At 67.1% G+C, this 16,044-nt stretch carries 12 protein-coding genes and 1 pseudogene; 11 read left to right on the top strand and 2 right to left on the bottom strand.

Going from position 1 to position 16,044, the window contains the following annotated elements:
- Positions 1–160 precede the first annotated feature (160 nt).
- From ttcA to NU688_RS17985, 4 genes and pseudogenes are all read left to right on the top strand, one after another.
- A pseudogene (gene ttcA / locus NU688_RS18000) lies at positions 161–913 on the top strand (tRNA 2-thiocytidine(32) synthetase TtcA); the annotation flags it as partial.
- A 47-nt stretch (positions 914–960) separates the two neighbouring features.
- Complete coding sequence (locus tag NU688_RS17995) at positions 961–1,605, top strand: DUF4136 domain-containing protein (RefSeq protein WP_257862131.1); 645 nt, start codon at positions 961–963, stop codon at positions 1,603–1,605.
- A gap of 21 nt (positions 1,606–1,626) precedes the next feature.
- Positions 1,627–2,271: a histidine phosphatase family protein gene (locus tag NU688_RS17990; protein ID WP_257862130.1), complete on the top strand. Its 645-nt coding sequence runs from the start codon at positions 1,627–1,629 to the stop codon at positions 2,269–2,271.
- 53 nt (positions 2,272–2,324) lie between these two features.
- Entirely contained in the window at positions 2,325–3,017 is a 693-nt protein-coding gene (locus tag NU688_RS17985) for a Crp/Fnr family transcriptional regulator (RefSeq protein ID WP_257862129.1), read from the top strand.
- A gap of 235 nt (positions 3,018–3,252) precedes the next feature.
- Here the strand turns inward: NU688_RS17985 and NU688_RS17980 are convergent, their stop codons facing one another.
- Together NU688_RS17980 and NU688_RS17975 are read right to left on the bottom strand one after the other, a co-directional pair.
- Positions 3,253–6,417, bottom strand: coding sequence for an efflux RND transporter permease subunit (locus NU688_RS17980; protein ID WP_257862128.1), 3,165 nt, complete (start codon positions 6,415–6,417; stop codon positions 3,253–3,255).
- Positions 6,414–7,595, bottom strand: coding sequence for an efflux RND transporter periplasmic adaptor subunit (locus tag NU688_RS17975; protein ID WP_257862415.1), 1,182 nt, complete (start codon positions 7,593–7,595; stop codon positions 6,414–6,416). The genes NU688_RS17980 and NU688_RS17975 overlap by 4 nt, the downstream gene beginning before the upstream one ends.
- 277 nt (positions 7,596–7,872) lie before the next feature.
- Here NU688_RS17975 and NU688_RS17970 point away from each other — a divergent pair, with 277 nt between their 5' ends.
- From NU688_RS17970 to mdoH, 7 genes are all read left to right on the top strand, one after another.
- A complete protein-coding gene (locus NU688_RS17970; RefSeq protein WP_257862127.1) occupies positions 7,873–8,307 on the top strand; it encodes a hypothetical protein in 435 nt (144 codons plus the stop codon).
- A 90-nt stretch (positions 8,308–8,397) separates the two neighbouring features.
- The gene (gene miaB / locus NU688_RS17965; protein ID WP_257862126.1) at positions 8,398–9,765 is read left to right on the top strand and encodes a tRNA (N6-isopentenyl adenosine(37)-C2)-methylthiotransferase MiaB; all 1,368 of its coding nucleotides are present in this window, start codon (positions 8,398–8,400) and stop codon (positions 9,763–9,765) included.
- Positions 9,765–11,192 (top strand): sensor histidine kinase KdpD, encoded by a 1,428-nt coding sequence (locus NU688_RS17960; protein WP_257862125.1) that lies wholly within the window; start codon positions 9,765–9,767, stop codon positions 11,190–11,192. Before miaB ends, NU688_RS17960 begins: the two co-directional genes overlap by 1 nt.
- A 103-nt stretch (positions 11,193–11,295) precedes the next feature.
- On the top strand, positions 11,296–11,916 hold the full coding sequence (locus NU688_RS17955; protein WP_257862124.1) for a hypothetical protein: 621 nt from the start codon (positions 11,296–11,298) through the stop codon (positions 11,914–11,916).
- Complete coding sequence (locus NU688_RS17950; RefSeq protein ID WP_198787992.1) at positions 11,913–13,301, top strand: sigma 54-interacting transcriptional regulator; 1,389 nt, start codon at positions 11,913–11,915, stop codon at positions 13,299–13,301. Before NU688_RS17955 ends, NU688_RS17950 begins: the two co-directional genes overlap by 4 nt.
- A 193-nt stretch (positions 13,302–13,494) precedes the next feature.
- Positions 13,495–13,698, top strand: a complete 204-nt coding sequence (locus NU688_RS17945; RefSeq protein ID WP_257862123.1) for a hypothetical protein — start codon at positions 13,495–13,497, stop codon at positions 13,696–13,698.
- Positions 13,699–13,703: 5 nt separating this feature from the next.
- Positions 13,704–15,728 carry a glucans biosynthesis glucosyltransferase MdoH gene (gene mdoH / locus NU688_RS17940; RefSeq protein WP_257862122.1) on the top strand — a complete coding sequence of 675 codons (2,025 nt, stop codon included), beginning with the start codon at positions 13,704–13,706 and terminating at the stop codon, positions 15,726–15,728.
- Positions 15,729–16,044: the final 316 nt, after the last annotated feature.

Raw genomic sequence — 16,044 nt, 5'->3', positions numbered from 1 at the left:
CTTGTCAGCGACGCCCCTCCGATGTAAACATTGGCCGGTCTAGCGACTTTTCTTGACAAAATTCAACGGCTGTAAAGGACCGCGCCTTAGCCGCTGCGATCCGTCCCTCTCGAAGGCCTCAGAAAAAGCATGTTCTTGATGGGCTCTACGTCCGATAAGCAAGGACAGCTACGCGATGCTGGACATCCTGCTCAAGCTCAAGGCGCGCGCACCGATCCATTTCGACATCGTCGCGGTCAATCTCGACCAGAAGCAGCCCGGCTTTCCCGAAGAGGTTCTGCCCAAGTACCTGAGCGAGCTCGGCGTGGCCTTCCACATCGAGAACCAGGACACCTACAGCATCGTCAAGCGCGTCATTCCCGAGGGCAAGACGACCTGCGGCCTCTGCAGTCGCCTGCGCCGCGGCATCCTGTACCGCGTGGCGGACGAGCTGGGCGCCACCAAGGTCGCGCTGGGCCATCACCGCGACGACATGCTGCAGACCTTCTTCCTCAACATGTTCTTCGCCGGCAAGTTGAAGAGCATGCCGCCCAAGCTGGTGAGCGACGACGGCAAGCACATCGTGATCCGCCCGCTCGCCTACGTGGCCGAAAAAGACCTGGTGCGCTGGGCGCAGCACCGCGAATTCCCGATCATTCCCTGCACCCTCTGCGGCAGCCAGGAGAACCTGCAGAGGAAGCAAGTCGGCGAAATGCTGCGCGAGTGGGACCGGAAGCACCCCGGCCGCGTGGAGAACATGTTCACCGCGCTGCAGAACGTGGTGCCTTCGCACCTGCTCGACGGAACGCGCCACGACTTCAAGGGTCTGAAGGCGACGGGCGTGGCCGACGACGACGGCGACAAGGCCTTCGACACGCCCTCCTTCGACTTGCTCTCCCAGGCACCCGCAGCCCTTCGCATCGTCCAGGGCTGATCGGCTACCCAGGGGAATTTTGGGCATCGCTTGCCCGGAGACCCTTCATGAAACGTACTTCTCTCGCTCTGCTTTTGGTAGCAGCAGCATCAGTGACTCTCAGCGGCTGCGCCACCTCCTGGGTGGTCGACAGCGACGTGAAGAGTTTTTCGTCGCTCGGCACCGTGCCGCCCGGCGCCACCTACCGTTTCGAACGCCTGCCTTCGCAGCAGGCCGACACCGCCCGGCAGGACTCGCTCGAAGCGATGGCCGCCTCGGCGCTCGAAAAAGTGGGCCTGCGCCGCGACGACGCCAAGCCGCAGTACAGCGCGCAGATCGGCGCCCGCGTGACCGCCGGCCTCTCGCCCTGGGCCGATCCGTGGCTCTTCGACGGCCCCTGGGGCTATGGCTACGGCGGCGCCTACGGCTATTACGGCCGCCGCGGGTATGGCGGCTGGTACGGCGGCCCGGCGTTCTTTCCGCCGGCGGCCAACCCCTGGTACGAGCGCGAAGTGAGCATCGTGCTGCGCGAAGCCGGCACGAACCGCGTGGTCTACGAGACCCGGGCCCGCAACGACGGCCCGTACAACGTGAGCGCGGCGATCCTGCCGGTGATGTTCCAGGCCGCGCTGCAGGGCTTTCCGAATCCGCCCCAGGGCGAGCGCCGGGTGAACATCGACCTGGCCACGGCGAAGACGCCGGTCGCGAAATAGCCCACTTCTAGAATCGAGCGGATGCAAGAAGCCACCCGTTTGATTGCCGTCCGCCACGGCGAGACCGCCTGGAACGTCGACACCCGCATCCAGGGCCAGATCGACATCGGACTCAACGCCACCGGGCTCTGGCAGGCGCAGCGGGCCGGCCAAGCGCTCGCGGACGAGGACATCGGCGTCATCTACGCCAGCGACCTCTCGCGCGCCTGGCAGACCGCCGAGGCCATCGCCAAGCCGCATGGGCTCGCCGTGCAGTCCGAGCCTCGCCTGCGCGAGCGCGCTTTTGGCCACCTGGAGGGCATGAGCTTCGCGGAGATCGAATCGATGCTTCCCGAAGACGCCAAGCGCTGGCGCGAGCGCGATCCCGAATTCGAACCGGTCGGCGGCGAGAGCCTCCTGACCTTCCGCGATCGCGTCACGCGCGTGGCCGCCGAGCTGGCGGCGCGCCATCCGGGCCAACTGGTCACGCTGGTCGCACACGGCGGCGTGATGGACGTGCTCTACCGCGCCGCCACCCGCCAGGAACTGCAGGCGCCGCGCACCTGGCAGCTCGGCAATGCGGCCATCAACCGCATGCTGTGGACGCCGGAGGGCTTCAGCCTCGTGGGCTGGAGCGACACCGCCCACCTGGCGGCGGACACGCCGCTCGACGAGCCCACGACCTAGCGCGACGGCACGATGGGCCGCTTGCCTTTCTCCGACCCGGGCAAGACACTCCCATGAGAAGAACCAATCCCACCCCCTCGGCGTACGCCAGTTGGGATGCATCCCAGACGCTGTCTGCGCCGTGGACCAACGCCACGCATCTGGGAAGCTTCGTCACCCTGGAGGCCGGCGACACGATTGCGCGCGAAGGCGAACGGCACGACTACTTCTATCTTTTGCGATCGGGATTCGTTCACTCCACGATCCACCGAAGCAACGGCTCGGAGTTCCTGCTCGAGATCTTCGGACCGGGTGCGATTTTTGGCGAAGGCCCGGCGTTTGCCGACAGTCCTCGGCCCACGACGACCCGGGCGGTCGCGCCGGCCATTCTCAGCCGCTATCGCCCGGCGGATGTCGCGCAGCAATTTTCGGAGCTTCCCGAGCTCGCGACCTCGTTGATCCAGCTGCTCGGCTTCAAGAATCACATGATCGTCGCCAAGCTTGCCGGGGTGGCCTCGGCGGCACCCAAGGAGCGGATCATCGATTTGCTGCTGCGCGTGGCACGCCTGCCATCGGCGCAGGCATCGAAACAACTCACCGTCGATCTGACGCATGAACAGATCGGCGCCATGACGGCATTGAGCCGCGTCACCGTCACCCGCACGTTGAATGCGCTGGCGGGACACGGGCTCATTGAAACGCGGGCCCGGCAGGTCAGCATCCCGAATGCGCCGGCCTTGCGGCGTTTCCGCGATGCGTCACCGTAAGAAAAAAGCCCACTTCCTGTATCGCTGGATACCGTCGAGACCTTCACCCATCGCCATCATTCATCCCGTCACACACATGGATGGGAAGAGCGGAGGAGGGAACGGGAGGAGCCGTTGTAGAAGAGGCCCGCCTTCCATTGGCGATGGCCCGGGTGTGACGCTTCGCAGGACTGCCAAAGTCCTTTCTGGCCGGGTGGCTCACGCTCATGGCCATCCGGCATCTTTTGGATCGCCGTCAGGCGTGCGAGGCGGCGTGACCGCCCGCTGCAGCCTCGGCCTTCGCCTCGCCCGGCAGTTCCACCATCGGCCCCGAGCCGCTGTAGCGGTCCAGCGCGAGGTAGATCGCGGGCGTGATGTAGAGCGTGATCACCTGCGAGAAGATCAACCCGCCGACCACCGCCACGCCCAGCGGCTGACGCAGTTCGGCGCCGGCGCCGAGGCCCAATGCGAGCGGCAATGCGCCCATCAGCGCGGCCAGCGTGGTCATGAGAATCGGACGGAAGCGCAACCGGCAGGCTTCGCGGATCGCGTCGACCGGCTTCATGCCCTCGGTGCGCTGCGCGTCGAGGGCGAAGTCGATCATCATGATCGCGTTCTTCTTCACGATGCCGATCAGGAGCAGGATGCCGATGGTCGCGATCAGCGTGAGGTCGAAGCCGAAGATCTTCAGTGAAAGCAGCGCGCCCACCGCCGCCGACGGCAGCCCCGCCAGAATCGTCAGCGGGTGGATGTAGCTCTCGTACAGCACGCCCAGCAGCACATAGATGACCAGCACCGCGAGCACCAGCAGCACCGCCTGGCTCGACTGCGAACTCTGGAACACCGCCGCATCGCCGCCGTAGGTGGTGATGATCGACTGCGGCATGTTCAGCTCGTTCTTGAACTGGTCGATCTTGGCGGTCGCGTTGCCCAGCGGCACGTCGGGCGCGAGGTTGAACGACACCGTCACCGCCTGCAACTGGCCCTGGTGATTCACCGAGGTCGGCCCCACGGTGCGGTTGATGGTCGAGAAGGCCGACAGCGGCACCAGCCTGCCCGTGGTGCTGCGCACCGACAGGCGCGAGACGTCGTCCTCGAACTGCCGGTCGTTGTCGGCGGCCGAGAGGATCACCTGGTAGGTGTTGCTCGCGGCGTAGATGCTGCCGATCTGCCGGTCGCCGTACGCGTTGTAGAGCGCGGTGCGCAGGTCGCCCACCGCCACGCCGAGCACGCCGGCCTTGTCGCGGTCGATCTCCAGCGTGGCCTGCAGGCCGCGGTTCTGCGAGTCGCTGGTCACGTCGCGGAAGGCCGGATCGGCCCGCATGCGCTCCATGAGCCGCGTGGCCCAGGGCACCATCTCGCCGGCGTTCACGCTCTGCAGCGTGTACTGGAAGCGCGCCTTGCTCTGGCGGCCGCCCAGGCGCAGGTTCTGCACCGGCTGCATGTAGACGGCAATGCCCGGAATCTCGCGGAAGCGCTGGCGCAGCGATTCGAGCACCTTGGCCATCTGCGGGCGCTCGCTGCGCGCCTTGAGCACGGCGAACAGGCGCCCCGAGTTCTGCGTGGCGGTCGGGCCGCCGACGCCGACGAAGGAGCTCACGTAATCGACGCTCGGATCGTCCTTGAGCGTTGCGGCCACGCGGTCCTGCAGCACCTTCATGGCGGTGAAGGAAATGTCTTCCGCGGCCTCGGTGGTGATCTGGATCTGGCCGATGTCTTCCTCGGGGAAGAAGCCTTTGGGAATGGTGACGAAGAGCCAGGCGGTGACGACGAAGGTCAGGCCCGCGGCCGTCAGCATCACCCAGCGGTGCGCGAGCGTCCAGTCGAGCGTGCGCATGTAGTTGCTGTGCACCCAGCGATAGCCGCGCTCGAAGGCGCGGCCGATGGCGGTGCCGGGCTCGGGGTGTTCTTCCTCGTGGTCGAGCGCGCCCTCTTCGCGCGGCACATGCTTCAGAAGCCGGCTCGCGAGCATCGGCACCAGCGTGAGCGAGACGATGGCCGACACCAGCACCGCCAGCGCCACCACCACCGCGAACTCGTGGAACAGGAGACCGATGACGCCCGGCATGAAGAAGATCGGGATGAACACCGCCACCAGCGAGATGGAAATCGACACGATGGTGAAGCCCACCTCGCGCGCACCGCGCAGCGCCGCCGCAAAGGGCTCCATGCCCTTTTCGACGTAACGCATGATGTTTTCGAGCACCACGATGGCGTCGTCCACCACCAGCCCCACGGCCAGCGTGATGCCCAGCAGCGAGACGTTGTCCAGGCTATAGCCGAAGGCGTAGAGCAGCGCGACCGCGCCGATCAGCGAAATCGGAATGGTGGCCGCCGGAATCAGCGTGGCCACCAGCCGGTGCAGGAACAAGAAGATCACCAGCACCACCAGCGCGATGGTGCCCAGCAGCGTGAGTTGCACGTCGTGCACCGCCTCGCGGATGGAGAGCGAGCGGTCGTTCACCATCTGGATCTCGACCGATTGCGGCAGCTCTGCCTTGAAGCGCGGAATCAGCGCGCGCACCGCGTCCACCACCTGCACGGTGTTGGCATTGGGCTGGCGCTGCACGGCCAGCGAAATGGAGTCCTGGCCGTTGAAGCTGCTGGCGGTCTTCACCGATTCGAAGCTGTCCTCGATGGTTGCCACTTCGTCCAGCCGCACCGGGGCGCCGTTGCGCTGGCCGACGATGAGCTTGGCGAAATCGGCCGCCTTCACGAGCTGGCGGTTGGCCTGGATGGTGAGCGTCTGGCGCGGGCCGTCGAGCACGCCGACCGGCGTGTTGGCGTTGGCCGAGTTCACCGCCTTGGCGAGTTCGTCGAGCGTGATGTTCCGCGCGTTGAGCAGGTCGGCGTTGGCCTTGATGCGCACCGCGAAGGCCTTGCGGCCGTACACGCCCACCTGCGCCACGCCGTCGATGGTCGAGAGCGTGGGCGAGATCAGGTTCTCGGCGTAGTCGTTGAGCTCGGCCGGGTTCATCGAGGGCGAGATCAGCGCGATGAAGAGCACCGGCGCATCGGCCGGGTTTACTTTGCGGTACGAGGGGAGCTGCGTGAGTTCCTGCGGCAGCTGGCGTTGAGCACGCAAGAGCGCGGCCTGCACGTCGACCGCGGCGGCGTCGATGTCGCGGCTGCTCACGAATTCGAGCGTGAGCGAGGTCACGCCCTGCGTATTGACCGAGCTGATGGTCTGCAGGCCCGGAATGGTCGAGAACTGCTTCTCGAGCGGCAGCGCGACCGAGGACGCCATGGTCTCGGGACTGGCACCGGGCAGCTGCGCGTTGACGTTGATGACCGGCGTGTTGTAGCTGGGCAGCGCCGCGACCGGAATGCTGAAGTAGGCAAAGATACCGATGACCACCACCGCGGCAGACAACAGCACCGTCATCGCAGGACGACGGATGCAGAGCTCCGAGATGTTCATGCGCGTTCCTGCTGCGGCGCCGGCTTGACGTTGTCGGTGCCTTCGGACGAAGCCGCGCTACCCGGTGTCACGCCCGTGGTGCCGTTGGGCGCGCTACCCGGCCCGCCGCCCTTGGCGTCGACGCGCACCTTGCCCCCCGGGCGCACGTTCTGGCTGCCCTCGATCACCACTTGCTCGCCCGGCTCCACGCCGCTCACGGCCACCTTGGTGCCGAAGGTGTGCAGCGTCTTCACCTTGCGGCGGGTGGCGTTCCTGGCGGCATCGACCACATAGAGCGAGGTGCCGTCGGACAGCATCATCAGCGCCGCGGCCGGCACCACCGTGGCGCCGTTGAGCGTGCGCACGGTGATGCGCGTGCCGACGAACTGCCCTGGCCAGAGGCCTTGGTCGGCATTGGCGAACACAGCCTTGGCGCGCACGGTGCCGATCTGCGGATCGACCGTGTTGTCGACGAAATCGAGCGAACCGATGAGCGGCGTCTTGCGCCCGGTGACAAGGGCCTCGACCGGCGAACGGTTGCGCGCGGCTTCCAGCAGGTCCTGCAGGTTGCCTTCGGGCACCGGGAAGCTCACCGCGATCGGGTCCAGCTGCGTGACGGTGACCAGCGACAGCGTCGGCTGCACCAGCGTGCCCGGGTAGATGTTGACGGCGCCGATGCGTCCGGCAATCGGCGCGCGAAGGGTTGCATAGCCCAGCGCCACCTGCGCCGACTGCACGGCGGCACGGTCGGCGGCCACGGCGGCGCGCTGCGCCTCGAGCTGCGAGAGCGTGGCGTCGGCCGCGCTCTTGGCGATGAAGTTCTGCGCCACCAGGTCCTGGCTGCGCTTGTACTGGCGCTCCAGGTCGGCCATGGTGGCCTCGTCCTTCTGTTGCTGGGCGCGGGCGCGGGCCAGGTTGGCCTGGTCGTTGCGGTCGTCCAGCGAGAAGAGCAGCTGGCCCGCCTTGACGAACTGGCCTTCCTTCACATGAACGGTGCTGACGGTGTTGGTGACCTGCGGGCGCAGGTCGACGCTGTTGAGGGACACCACGCTGCCGTTGACCTGCACCGTGACCGGCACGTCCTGCTTTTCGGCGGTGGCGAGAGTCACCAGCGCGGGGGCGCTGCCGCCGGATGCGGCGCCGTTTCCGGAGGCGGCGGCCGTCTTCGCATTCTTTGCCCCGGCCTTGTCTCCGGACATGCTCCACCACCCGCCTGCGACGGCTACGATCAACACACCCGCAAGGGCAATGGCAGCATTTTTCTTCATGGGTTCTTGTGCACTTTGGGCTGACACTGGCTATTGAATCAGCGCCCAACTCACGGCGTTCATGGTTCCCGTAAAGAAATGTAAAGCAGGTCAACCGAAAAGCCCGCGCTCAACCTGCTGTGGCCGGCGCGACGGGGGCCATACCCCCTCGTTAAAATCGCCGCTCCACAGCCTCTGGATATACCCCATGAACCGCTGCAAGAAAACCATGAATGCCCTCACTTTGACCGCGCTTTGCGCCCTCGCCGCCAGCGCCGGACTTTTCTCCCTGCAAGCCAGCGCCCAGGACGAGGTTCCCCGTCCGCAGACCCAGAACGAATCGCTCAACGGCGGGCGCAACTTCCCCATCGGCACGCTGCGCGGCAAGTTCATGGTGACCAATGCGCCCGACGTCGAGCTCGACGGCAACGCCGACCGCCTCGGCGCCGGCGCCCGCATCCGCAGCCCGCAGAACATGCTGGTGATGCCCGGCGCGATCATTGGCCAGAAGTACCTGGTGAACTACACCCGCGATGCCGCCGGCCTGCTGCGCGAGATCTGGATCCTCACGCCCGAGGAAGCCGTGGCCAGCCGCGAGTCGCTGAACAAGCCGCTGCTGAACATCTGGCCGTTCGCCACGAACGACACCCTCAATACGCAGTAACCGCTGCACATAGATAGACAAAAAGAGGCGGCGCAGGCCTTCCGCGCCCGCCGCGCCCTCCATCCCCGGAGGGCATCGAGAGAGCACCCCATGAAAAAAGTATTCATCAAGACCTTCGGCTGCCAGATGAACGAGTACGACTCGGACAAGATGGCCGACGTGCTGAACGCCGCGCAGGGCTACGAGCCGACGCAGAACGTGGACGAGGCCGACCTCATCCTGTTCAACACCTGCTCGGTGCGCGAGAAAGCGCAGGAGAAGGTGTTCTCCGACCTCGGCCGCGTGAAGCACCTGAAGGCCAAGGGCGTGAAGATCGGCGTGGGCGGCTGCGTGGCGAGCCAGGAAGGCGCGGCCATCATCGCGCGCGCCCCGTACGTCGACATCGTGTTCGGCCCGCAGACGCTGCACCGCCTGCCCGAGATGCTCAACGACCGCGAGCGCCTGAACCGCCCGCAGGTGGACATCAGCTTCCCCGAGATCGAAAAGTTCGACCACCTGCCCCCCGCGCGCGTCGACGGCGCGACCGCCTTCGTGTCGATCATGGAAGGCTGCTCCAAGTACTGCAGCTACTGCGTGGTGCCCTACACCCGCGGCGAGGAAGTGAACCGGCCGCTCGACGACGTGCTGGTGGAAATCGCCGGCCTGGCCGACCAGGGCGTGCGCGAGATCACCCTGCTGGGCCAGAACGTGAACGCCTACCGCGGCCGCATGGGCGACACCGCGGAGATCGCCGATTTCGCGCTGCTCATCGAATACGTCGCCGAGATCCCCGGCATCGAGCGCATCCGCTACACCACCAGCCACCCGAACGAATTCACGCCACGGCTCATCGAGGCCTACGCCAAGGTGCCGCAGCTGGTGAGCCACCTGCACCTGCCGGTGCAGCACGGCAGCGACCGCATCCTGATGGCGATGAAGCGCGGCTACACCGCCATGGAATACAAGAGCACCGTGCGGAAGCTCCGCGCCATCCGCCCCGAGCTCGCGCTCTCCAGCGACTTCATCGTCGGCTTCCCCGGCGAGACCGACGAAGACTTCGCCAAGATGATGAAGCTCATCGACGACTGCCAGTTCGACAACAGCTTCAGCTTCATCTTCAGCCCGCGCCCCGGCACGCCGGCCGCCGCGCTGCACGACGACACACCGCACGAGGTGAAGCTCGCGCGCCTGCAGACGCTGCAGCGCGTGATCGACGGCAACGTGCGCCGCTTCGGCGACGCGCTGGTGGGCAGCACGCAGCGCGTGCTGGTCGAAGGCGCTTCCCGCAAGGACGCCAACGAGCTGATGGGCCGCACCGCCTGTAACCGCGTCGTCAACTTCGAAGGCGACGCGCGCCTGGTCGGCCAGATGACCGACCTGCGCATCACGCGCTCGCTGGCCTACACGCTGCGCGGCGAAGTGGTGACGCGCGAATCGTCGCCGGCGCTGCAGCAGCCCGCCGTGGCACTCGCCCACTGATGGCGAAGCGACCGTCGATCCGGGGCTCGTTCCAGCAGCTCCTGCTCTTTGCCTTTCTGCTGATCACCGCGCTGCTGGTGGGCGTGGCGCTGCGCTCGGTGTTCCAGTACGACGCGCTCATGACCCAGAGCCGCGATGCCGCGGCCCGCGCACTGCGCCTTTCGGGCGCGTCCCAGTCGCTGGCCGAACGCAGCGCGGCCATGGAGCGCGCCGGCCGCCAGTCGCTGGTGCTCAACGACGCGGTGCTGCGCCGCCGTTTCGACGAGGCCGCGCGTGAGTCGCACCAGGTGCTCGAACGGCTCGAGAAGAACGGCCTGCTGCCCGCCAGCATCGAGCCGTGGCGCGCGCAGCTGGGCGTGATCGAAGGCCTGATGAGCGGCAGCGCCGACAGCGCCCTTACGCGCGAAAGCACGATGGCCATGCAGTTCCGCGAGCTCGACACGCTCAACACCAGCCTCGCGCAGCAGGCCCAGTTCCTCATCGAGATGCAGAACGACGCGCTCGCCAAGCGCATCGAGAACGCGCGCCGCCGGCTGATGCGCGAAGTGGTGGCCGCGAGCGTGCTGGCGGTGGTGCTGGCGCTGGCCTTCGGCATCTGGCTCGCGCGCCCGTTCAAGCGCATGGAGCACGCCATCGTCGGCCTCGGCCAGAACCGGCTGGACGAACCGATCGACATCCGCGGACCGGCCGACGTGCGGCGCGTGTCGCAGCAGCTCGAATGGCTGCGGTTGCGGCTCACCGAACTGGACGCCGACAAGGCGCGGTTCCTCCGCCATGTGTCGCACGAACTCAAGACGCCGCTGGCCGCGCTGCGCGAGGGCGTCTCGCTGCTCGAAGACGGCGTGACGGGTCCGCTGAATCCGGCGCAGCTCGAAGTCGCGCAGATCCTGAACCAGAACACCGTGTCGCTGCAGGGCCAGATCGAGGCGCTGCTGCGCTTCAACGCTGCCGCCTTCGAGGCGCGCGAACTGCGCCGCGAACGCACCGAGCTGCTGCCGCTGATCGAGGAGCAGATCGAGGCCCAGCGGCTGCAATGGCAGTCGCATGGCCTGCGCGTACGCGCAGAAGGCGAGCCGATCGCGATCACGGTCGATCGCACCAAGCTCGGCACGGCGATCGCCAACCTGCTGTCCAACGCGATCCGCTTTTCGATCACCGGCGGCGTCATCACGCTCGCGGTGTCGGGCACGCCGGAGGCGGTCTACATCGACGTGAACGACGCCGGGCCGGGCATTGCCGAGGGCGACCGCGACCGGATCTTCGAACCCTTCTTCCGCGGCGAACGCCAGCCCGAGCACACGGTGAAAGGCACCGGCATCGGACTTTCCATCGTGCAGGAGTACATTGCAGCCCACGGGGGCCGCATCACGCTGCAGCCTGGCGGGCCCGGTGCACGTTTTCGCATCGAGCTGCCGCGCACGGCCTGACCCTTCCCGGCACTCCTCCCATCTGAATCACCGCTTCGCGTCCCTTTTTCGACCCATGTCTTTTCCGTTCGTCCGCAGTCCCACCCTCGCAGCGGCGTTGGCCATGCCTTTCGCCCTGCTGCTGGCCGCCTGCGCCACAGGCCCCAAGCCGCCCGCCGAGGCCGATGCACTGCCCCCGCCCGCCGTCGTGCCGCGCGTCATGCCGGTCGAGGCCGAGCCCCGTGCGCCCGCCACGCAGCCGGCCTCGCTCTTCACGCTGATGACCCAGGGGCCGCAGGCCGCCATGCTGTCGTATGCCGACAAGGTGCGTCCGCTCGGCGGCGGCGAACTCAACACCGAGATCGCCCGCATCGGCGACCCCGGCGATTCGCCGACCACGCAGATGCAGCTCGCAATCCTGCTGTCGCAGACCCGCGTGCCGGCCGACCTGGCACGCGCGCTGGGCCTGCTGCAGCGCGTGATCGCCAACCCGTCGCCCGAGGCGCAGCCCCTGCACCCGCTCGCGCGCGCACTGGCCGCCCGCTATGTGGAGCAGCGCCGCGTCGAGGACGACCGCGACAAACAGGTGCAGCAGCTGCGCGACAGCCAGCGCCGCATCGACCAGCTCAACGACCGCATCGAAGCGCTGCGCGCCATCGAACGCAGCTTCGCGCGGCCCGCCGCCGCGCCGCCCCCGGCAGCAGCCCCGGCGCCGGCAACCAACGGAAACAAGCCAGGCCCATGAGTACTTCCGGTGCCCGCCTCCTCGTGGTCGACGACGACCCGGACATGCTGCGTCTGATCTCGATGCGGCTGGTGTCGGCGGGCTACCAGGTCACGGCCGTCACCTCGGCCGAAACCGCGCTCACCCAGCTGGAGATCGAGCATCCGCAGCTGGTGCTGAGCGACGTGCGCCTGCCGGGCCGCGACGGCCTCGCCCTCTTCGACGAGATCCGCAAGCGCCACCCCTCGCTGCCGGTGATCCTGCTCACCGCGCACGGCACGATTCCCGACGCCGTCGAAGCCACCGCGCGCGGCGTGTTCACCTACCTCACCAAGCCCTACGACGCGCGCGAACTGCTCGACAAGATCGGACAGGCGCTGGCGCTCGGCGCCCCCGCCAGCACGCCGGCCAAGAGCGGCGACGAAAGCTGGCGCGCCGAGATCGTGAGCCGCAGCAACCGCATGGCCGAGCTGCTGGCCGAGGCGCGCATGGTCGCCAAGTCGGACGCCTCGGTGCTGCTGCGCGGCGATTCGGGCGCCGGCAAGGAACTGCTCGCGCGCGCCATCCACAAGGCCAGCGCGCGTGCCGACAAGCCGTTCGTGGCTGTCAATTGCGGCGCCATTCCCGAGGCGCTGCTCGAGTCGGAGCTGTTCGGCCACATGAAGGGCGCCTTCACCGACGCCCACGCGAACCACAAGGGCCTGTTCCAGCAGGCCGACGGCGGCACGCTGCTGCTCGACGAAATCGGGGACATGCCCCCCGCCCTGCAAGTGAAGCTGCTGCGCGTGCTGCAGGAGCGCGCGGTGCGGCCGCTGGGCGCGAGCCAGTCGATCGAAGTCGATGTGCGCATCGTCTCGGCCACCCACCGCGACCTGGACGCCGCGATGGAGGCGGGCCAGTTCCGCGAAGACCTTTACTACCGCCTCAACGTGGTGACGCTCACGCTGCCGCCGCTGTCGGCGCGGCGCGAGGACATTCCGCTCTTGGCCAACCACTTCCTGCAGCGCCTGTCGACCAAGTACGGCAAGCGGCTCTCGGGCTTTGCACCGGAGGCGCTGAAAGCACTGACCACGGCCGCCTGGCCGGGCAATGTGCGCCAGCTGTTCAACGTGGTCGAGCAGGTGTGTGCGCTGTCGAGCTCGCCGCTGATTCCCCTGGCGCTGGTGCAACGCGCGCTGCGCGTGCCGACGGTCGAGGTCCAGACCTATGCCGATGCCAAGCAGCGTTTCGAGCGCGATTACCTCGTCGGCCTGCTGAAACTGACCGACGGCAACGTGGCCGACGCGGCCCGCCTGGCCGACCGCAACCGCACCGAGTTCTACCGGCTGCTGCAGAAGCACGAACTCACGCCGGGGCATTTCAAGGCCGACGCTGTCGCTCCGGGCTCGGACCCTGTCGCCGAGTAGCGACGCCCCTAAGTCGTTGATTTCAAAGGGCATATCCCACCAGCCGCCAAGGCTTGTCGGGATTCGGCGACAAAAACAGGGGTTTTGAGGGCCTCCGGCGGGCCTCCCCACCGAAATCCGTATCCAGATCGCTCCAAGTCGTTGATCTGAAAGCGTTTTTCCATGCTGGCACAGGGTTTGCCCCTGTACTGGCATGACAGCACTTACCAGCCCATCTTTCGCACTGCGCCCGCAGCGCGACGGCCTGCGTCAAAAGCAGTTTTCCCTCTCGCGGCCCCGTGCCGCGGGCCATTCGCTCGCCGCGCTCGCCAGCGCAGGCGGCGCCGAACCCGATTGCGTCATCAAGCGCTTTCCGGCCATTGGCGACACCCCTTCCCTCGACAAGCAACGTTGGTAAATCACATGAAGCCCACTGACTTCTCCCAACTGAACGTGCTGACCGAAGCCGATTTCACGCACCGCAGCCCGGTCCGCGAAGAACGCCACCCCAATTCGGTCACCGCACCGCCCGTCAACCGCGGTTCGATGGCGCCCCGCCCCTGGCGCGGTTTCTGGAACAGCATCGGCACCGCCCTCCTGGTCAAGCTCGGCGCAGGCCGTGCGGCTGAAGGCACCGACGCTGAATCCGCCGAATCGGCCGGCCAGGTCAAGCAGCCGTGGCAGCGCGCCGCGGCCCGTCGCCGCAACGCCTTCATGCTGCTCACCGTGCTCAGCACCGTGATCGCCTCGACGCTGTTCGCCGGCGTGCAACCCGACTACAACAACGTCTGGCTCGAATACGGCCAGATCGGCCTGTACGGCCTGCTCTCGGGCTGGGTCGTGACCGGCTTCGTGACCGCCCTCATGGGCTTCTACGTTTCGGTGCGCGGTGACAAGCACGCGCTGTCGGCCAAGCAGGTCACCAACCACCCGATGAACCCCGAGGCACGCACCGCGATCATCATGCCGATCTGCAACGAAGACGTTGCCACGGTGTTCGCCGGCCTCCGCGCTACCTGCGAATCGGTTGCCTCCACGGGTCACGCGAAGCAGTTCGACGTGTTCGTGCTGTCCGACAGCTACAGCCCCGAAACCGCCGCGGCCGAGCGCGCCGCTTGGGAAGACCTTCGTGCCGCGCTGGCCGAAAGCCCGAACCAGCCGCAGGTCGAGGTGTATTACCGCCTGCGCACCCGCCGCACGCACCGCAAGGCCGGCAACGTGGCCGACTTCTGCCGCCGCTGGGGCAAGGACTACCGCTACATGGTCGTGCTCGACGCCGACTCGGTGATGAGCGGCGACTGCCTGACCTCGATGGTCAAGCTGATGGAAGCCAACCCCACCGCCGGCATCATCCAGACCGCGACGCAGGCCATCGGCCACGTCACGCTGCACGCCCGCGCACAGCAATTCGCTTCCCGCGTGACGGGCCGCCTGTTCACGCTGGGCATGCAGTTCTGGCAACTGGGCGAATCGCACTACTGGGGCCACAACGCGATCATCCGCGTCGAGCCCTTCATGAAGCATTGCGCGCTGGCCCCGATCAAGGGCACCGGCGGCATGTCGGGCGGCATCATGTCGCACGATTTCGTCGAAGCCGCGCTGATGCGCCGTGCCGGCTACAACGTGTGGCTGGTGTCCGACCTGGTCGGGAGCTACGAGCAGCAACCGCCGGACCTCTTGGCCGAACTGCAGCGCGATCGCCGCTGGTGCCAGGGCAACCTGCAGAACGCCCGCCTGATGGCCGAGCCCGGCATCCATTCCGTGCACCGTGCGATGTTCGTGACCGGCACCATGGCCTACGTTTCCGCCCCGCTGTGGCTCGCGTTCCTGACGCTGGGCACGGCCCTGTGGCTCAGCGGTTCCAGCCTCGTGTCGAGCTGGAGCGTGCTGCCCGCCGAACTGGCCGGCCTCTGGGTCTGGACCCTGTGCCTGTTGTTCCTGCCGCGCGTGCTGGGCATCGCGGCCGTGCTGATGCGCGGCGAGCAACGCCAGTACGGCGGCACCTGGGGTCTGGTGAAGAGCTCGGTGATGGAAAGCGCCCTGGCCATCGTGCAGGCGCCGGTCCGCATGCTCGCGCACTCGCTGTTCGTGCTGGTCGCCCTCACCGGCATCAAGCTCGACTGGAAGTCGCCCCCGCGTGAAGCCAACGCCGTGCCCTGGAAGATTGCGGCCACGCAACTGGCGCCCATGACGCTGGTGATCGGCATGCTGGCCGTCGGCGTCGCGATGATCGACCCGAGCGCGCTGATCTGGCTCATGCCCGTCGGCCTGCCGCTGCTGCTGGCGATTCCGCTGACCGTGCTGACCAGCCAGATCGCGCTGGGCACCACACTGCGCGACCGCGGCTTCCTGCTGATTCCCGAGGAATCGCGTTCGCCGGCCGTGCTGCGCCGTGCGTGGATGCATGCGTTGCGCCTGGCGCGTCCTGCTGCGCTGGCCGCCGCCTGAGATGGCCTGACGCGCTGAAGACACAGCGCCCACGAAAAGCCGGCCCGAGGGTCGGCTTTTTTCATGGGGCGTGGCTAGAATCGCCCACTCTTTTTCCTTCAACCCACGGATCTCTTCGATCCCCTGGAGCGCCAAGTGCCCCGATTCGCCGTCATCACTCTCTGACGCCGACAACACCACTTCATTGCTGGTCATGTCGGGCGCCAAGCTGCGTTCCACTGACCAGGCACGGCCTCCCGGGCCACTGAAGTCGACTCTCTTTCCAGCTTCGCTCCCGCACGTTGTCGGTTCTTCCTGATTTCCATCTGGAGAACAA

The organism is Variovorax sp. ZS18.2.2 (assembly GCF_024701975.1).
GTDB lineage: Bacteria > Pseudomonadota > Gammaproteobacteria > Burkholderiales > Burkholderiaceae_C > Variovorax.
Note: the sequence above shows the minus strand (reverse complement) of the source record. Positions and strands in the feature narration are given on the sequence as shown.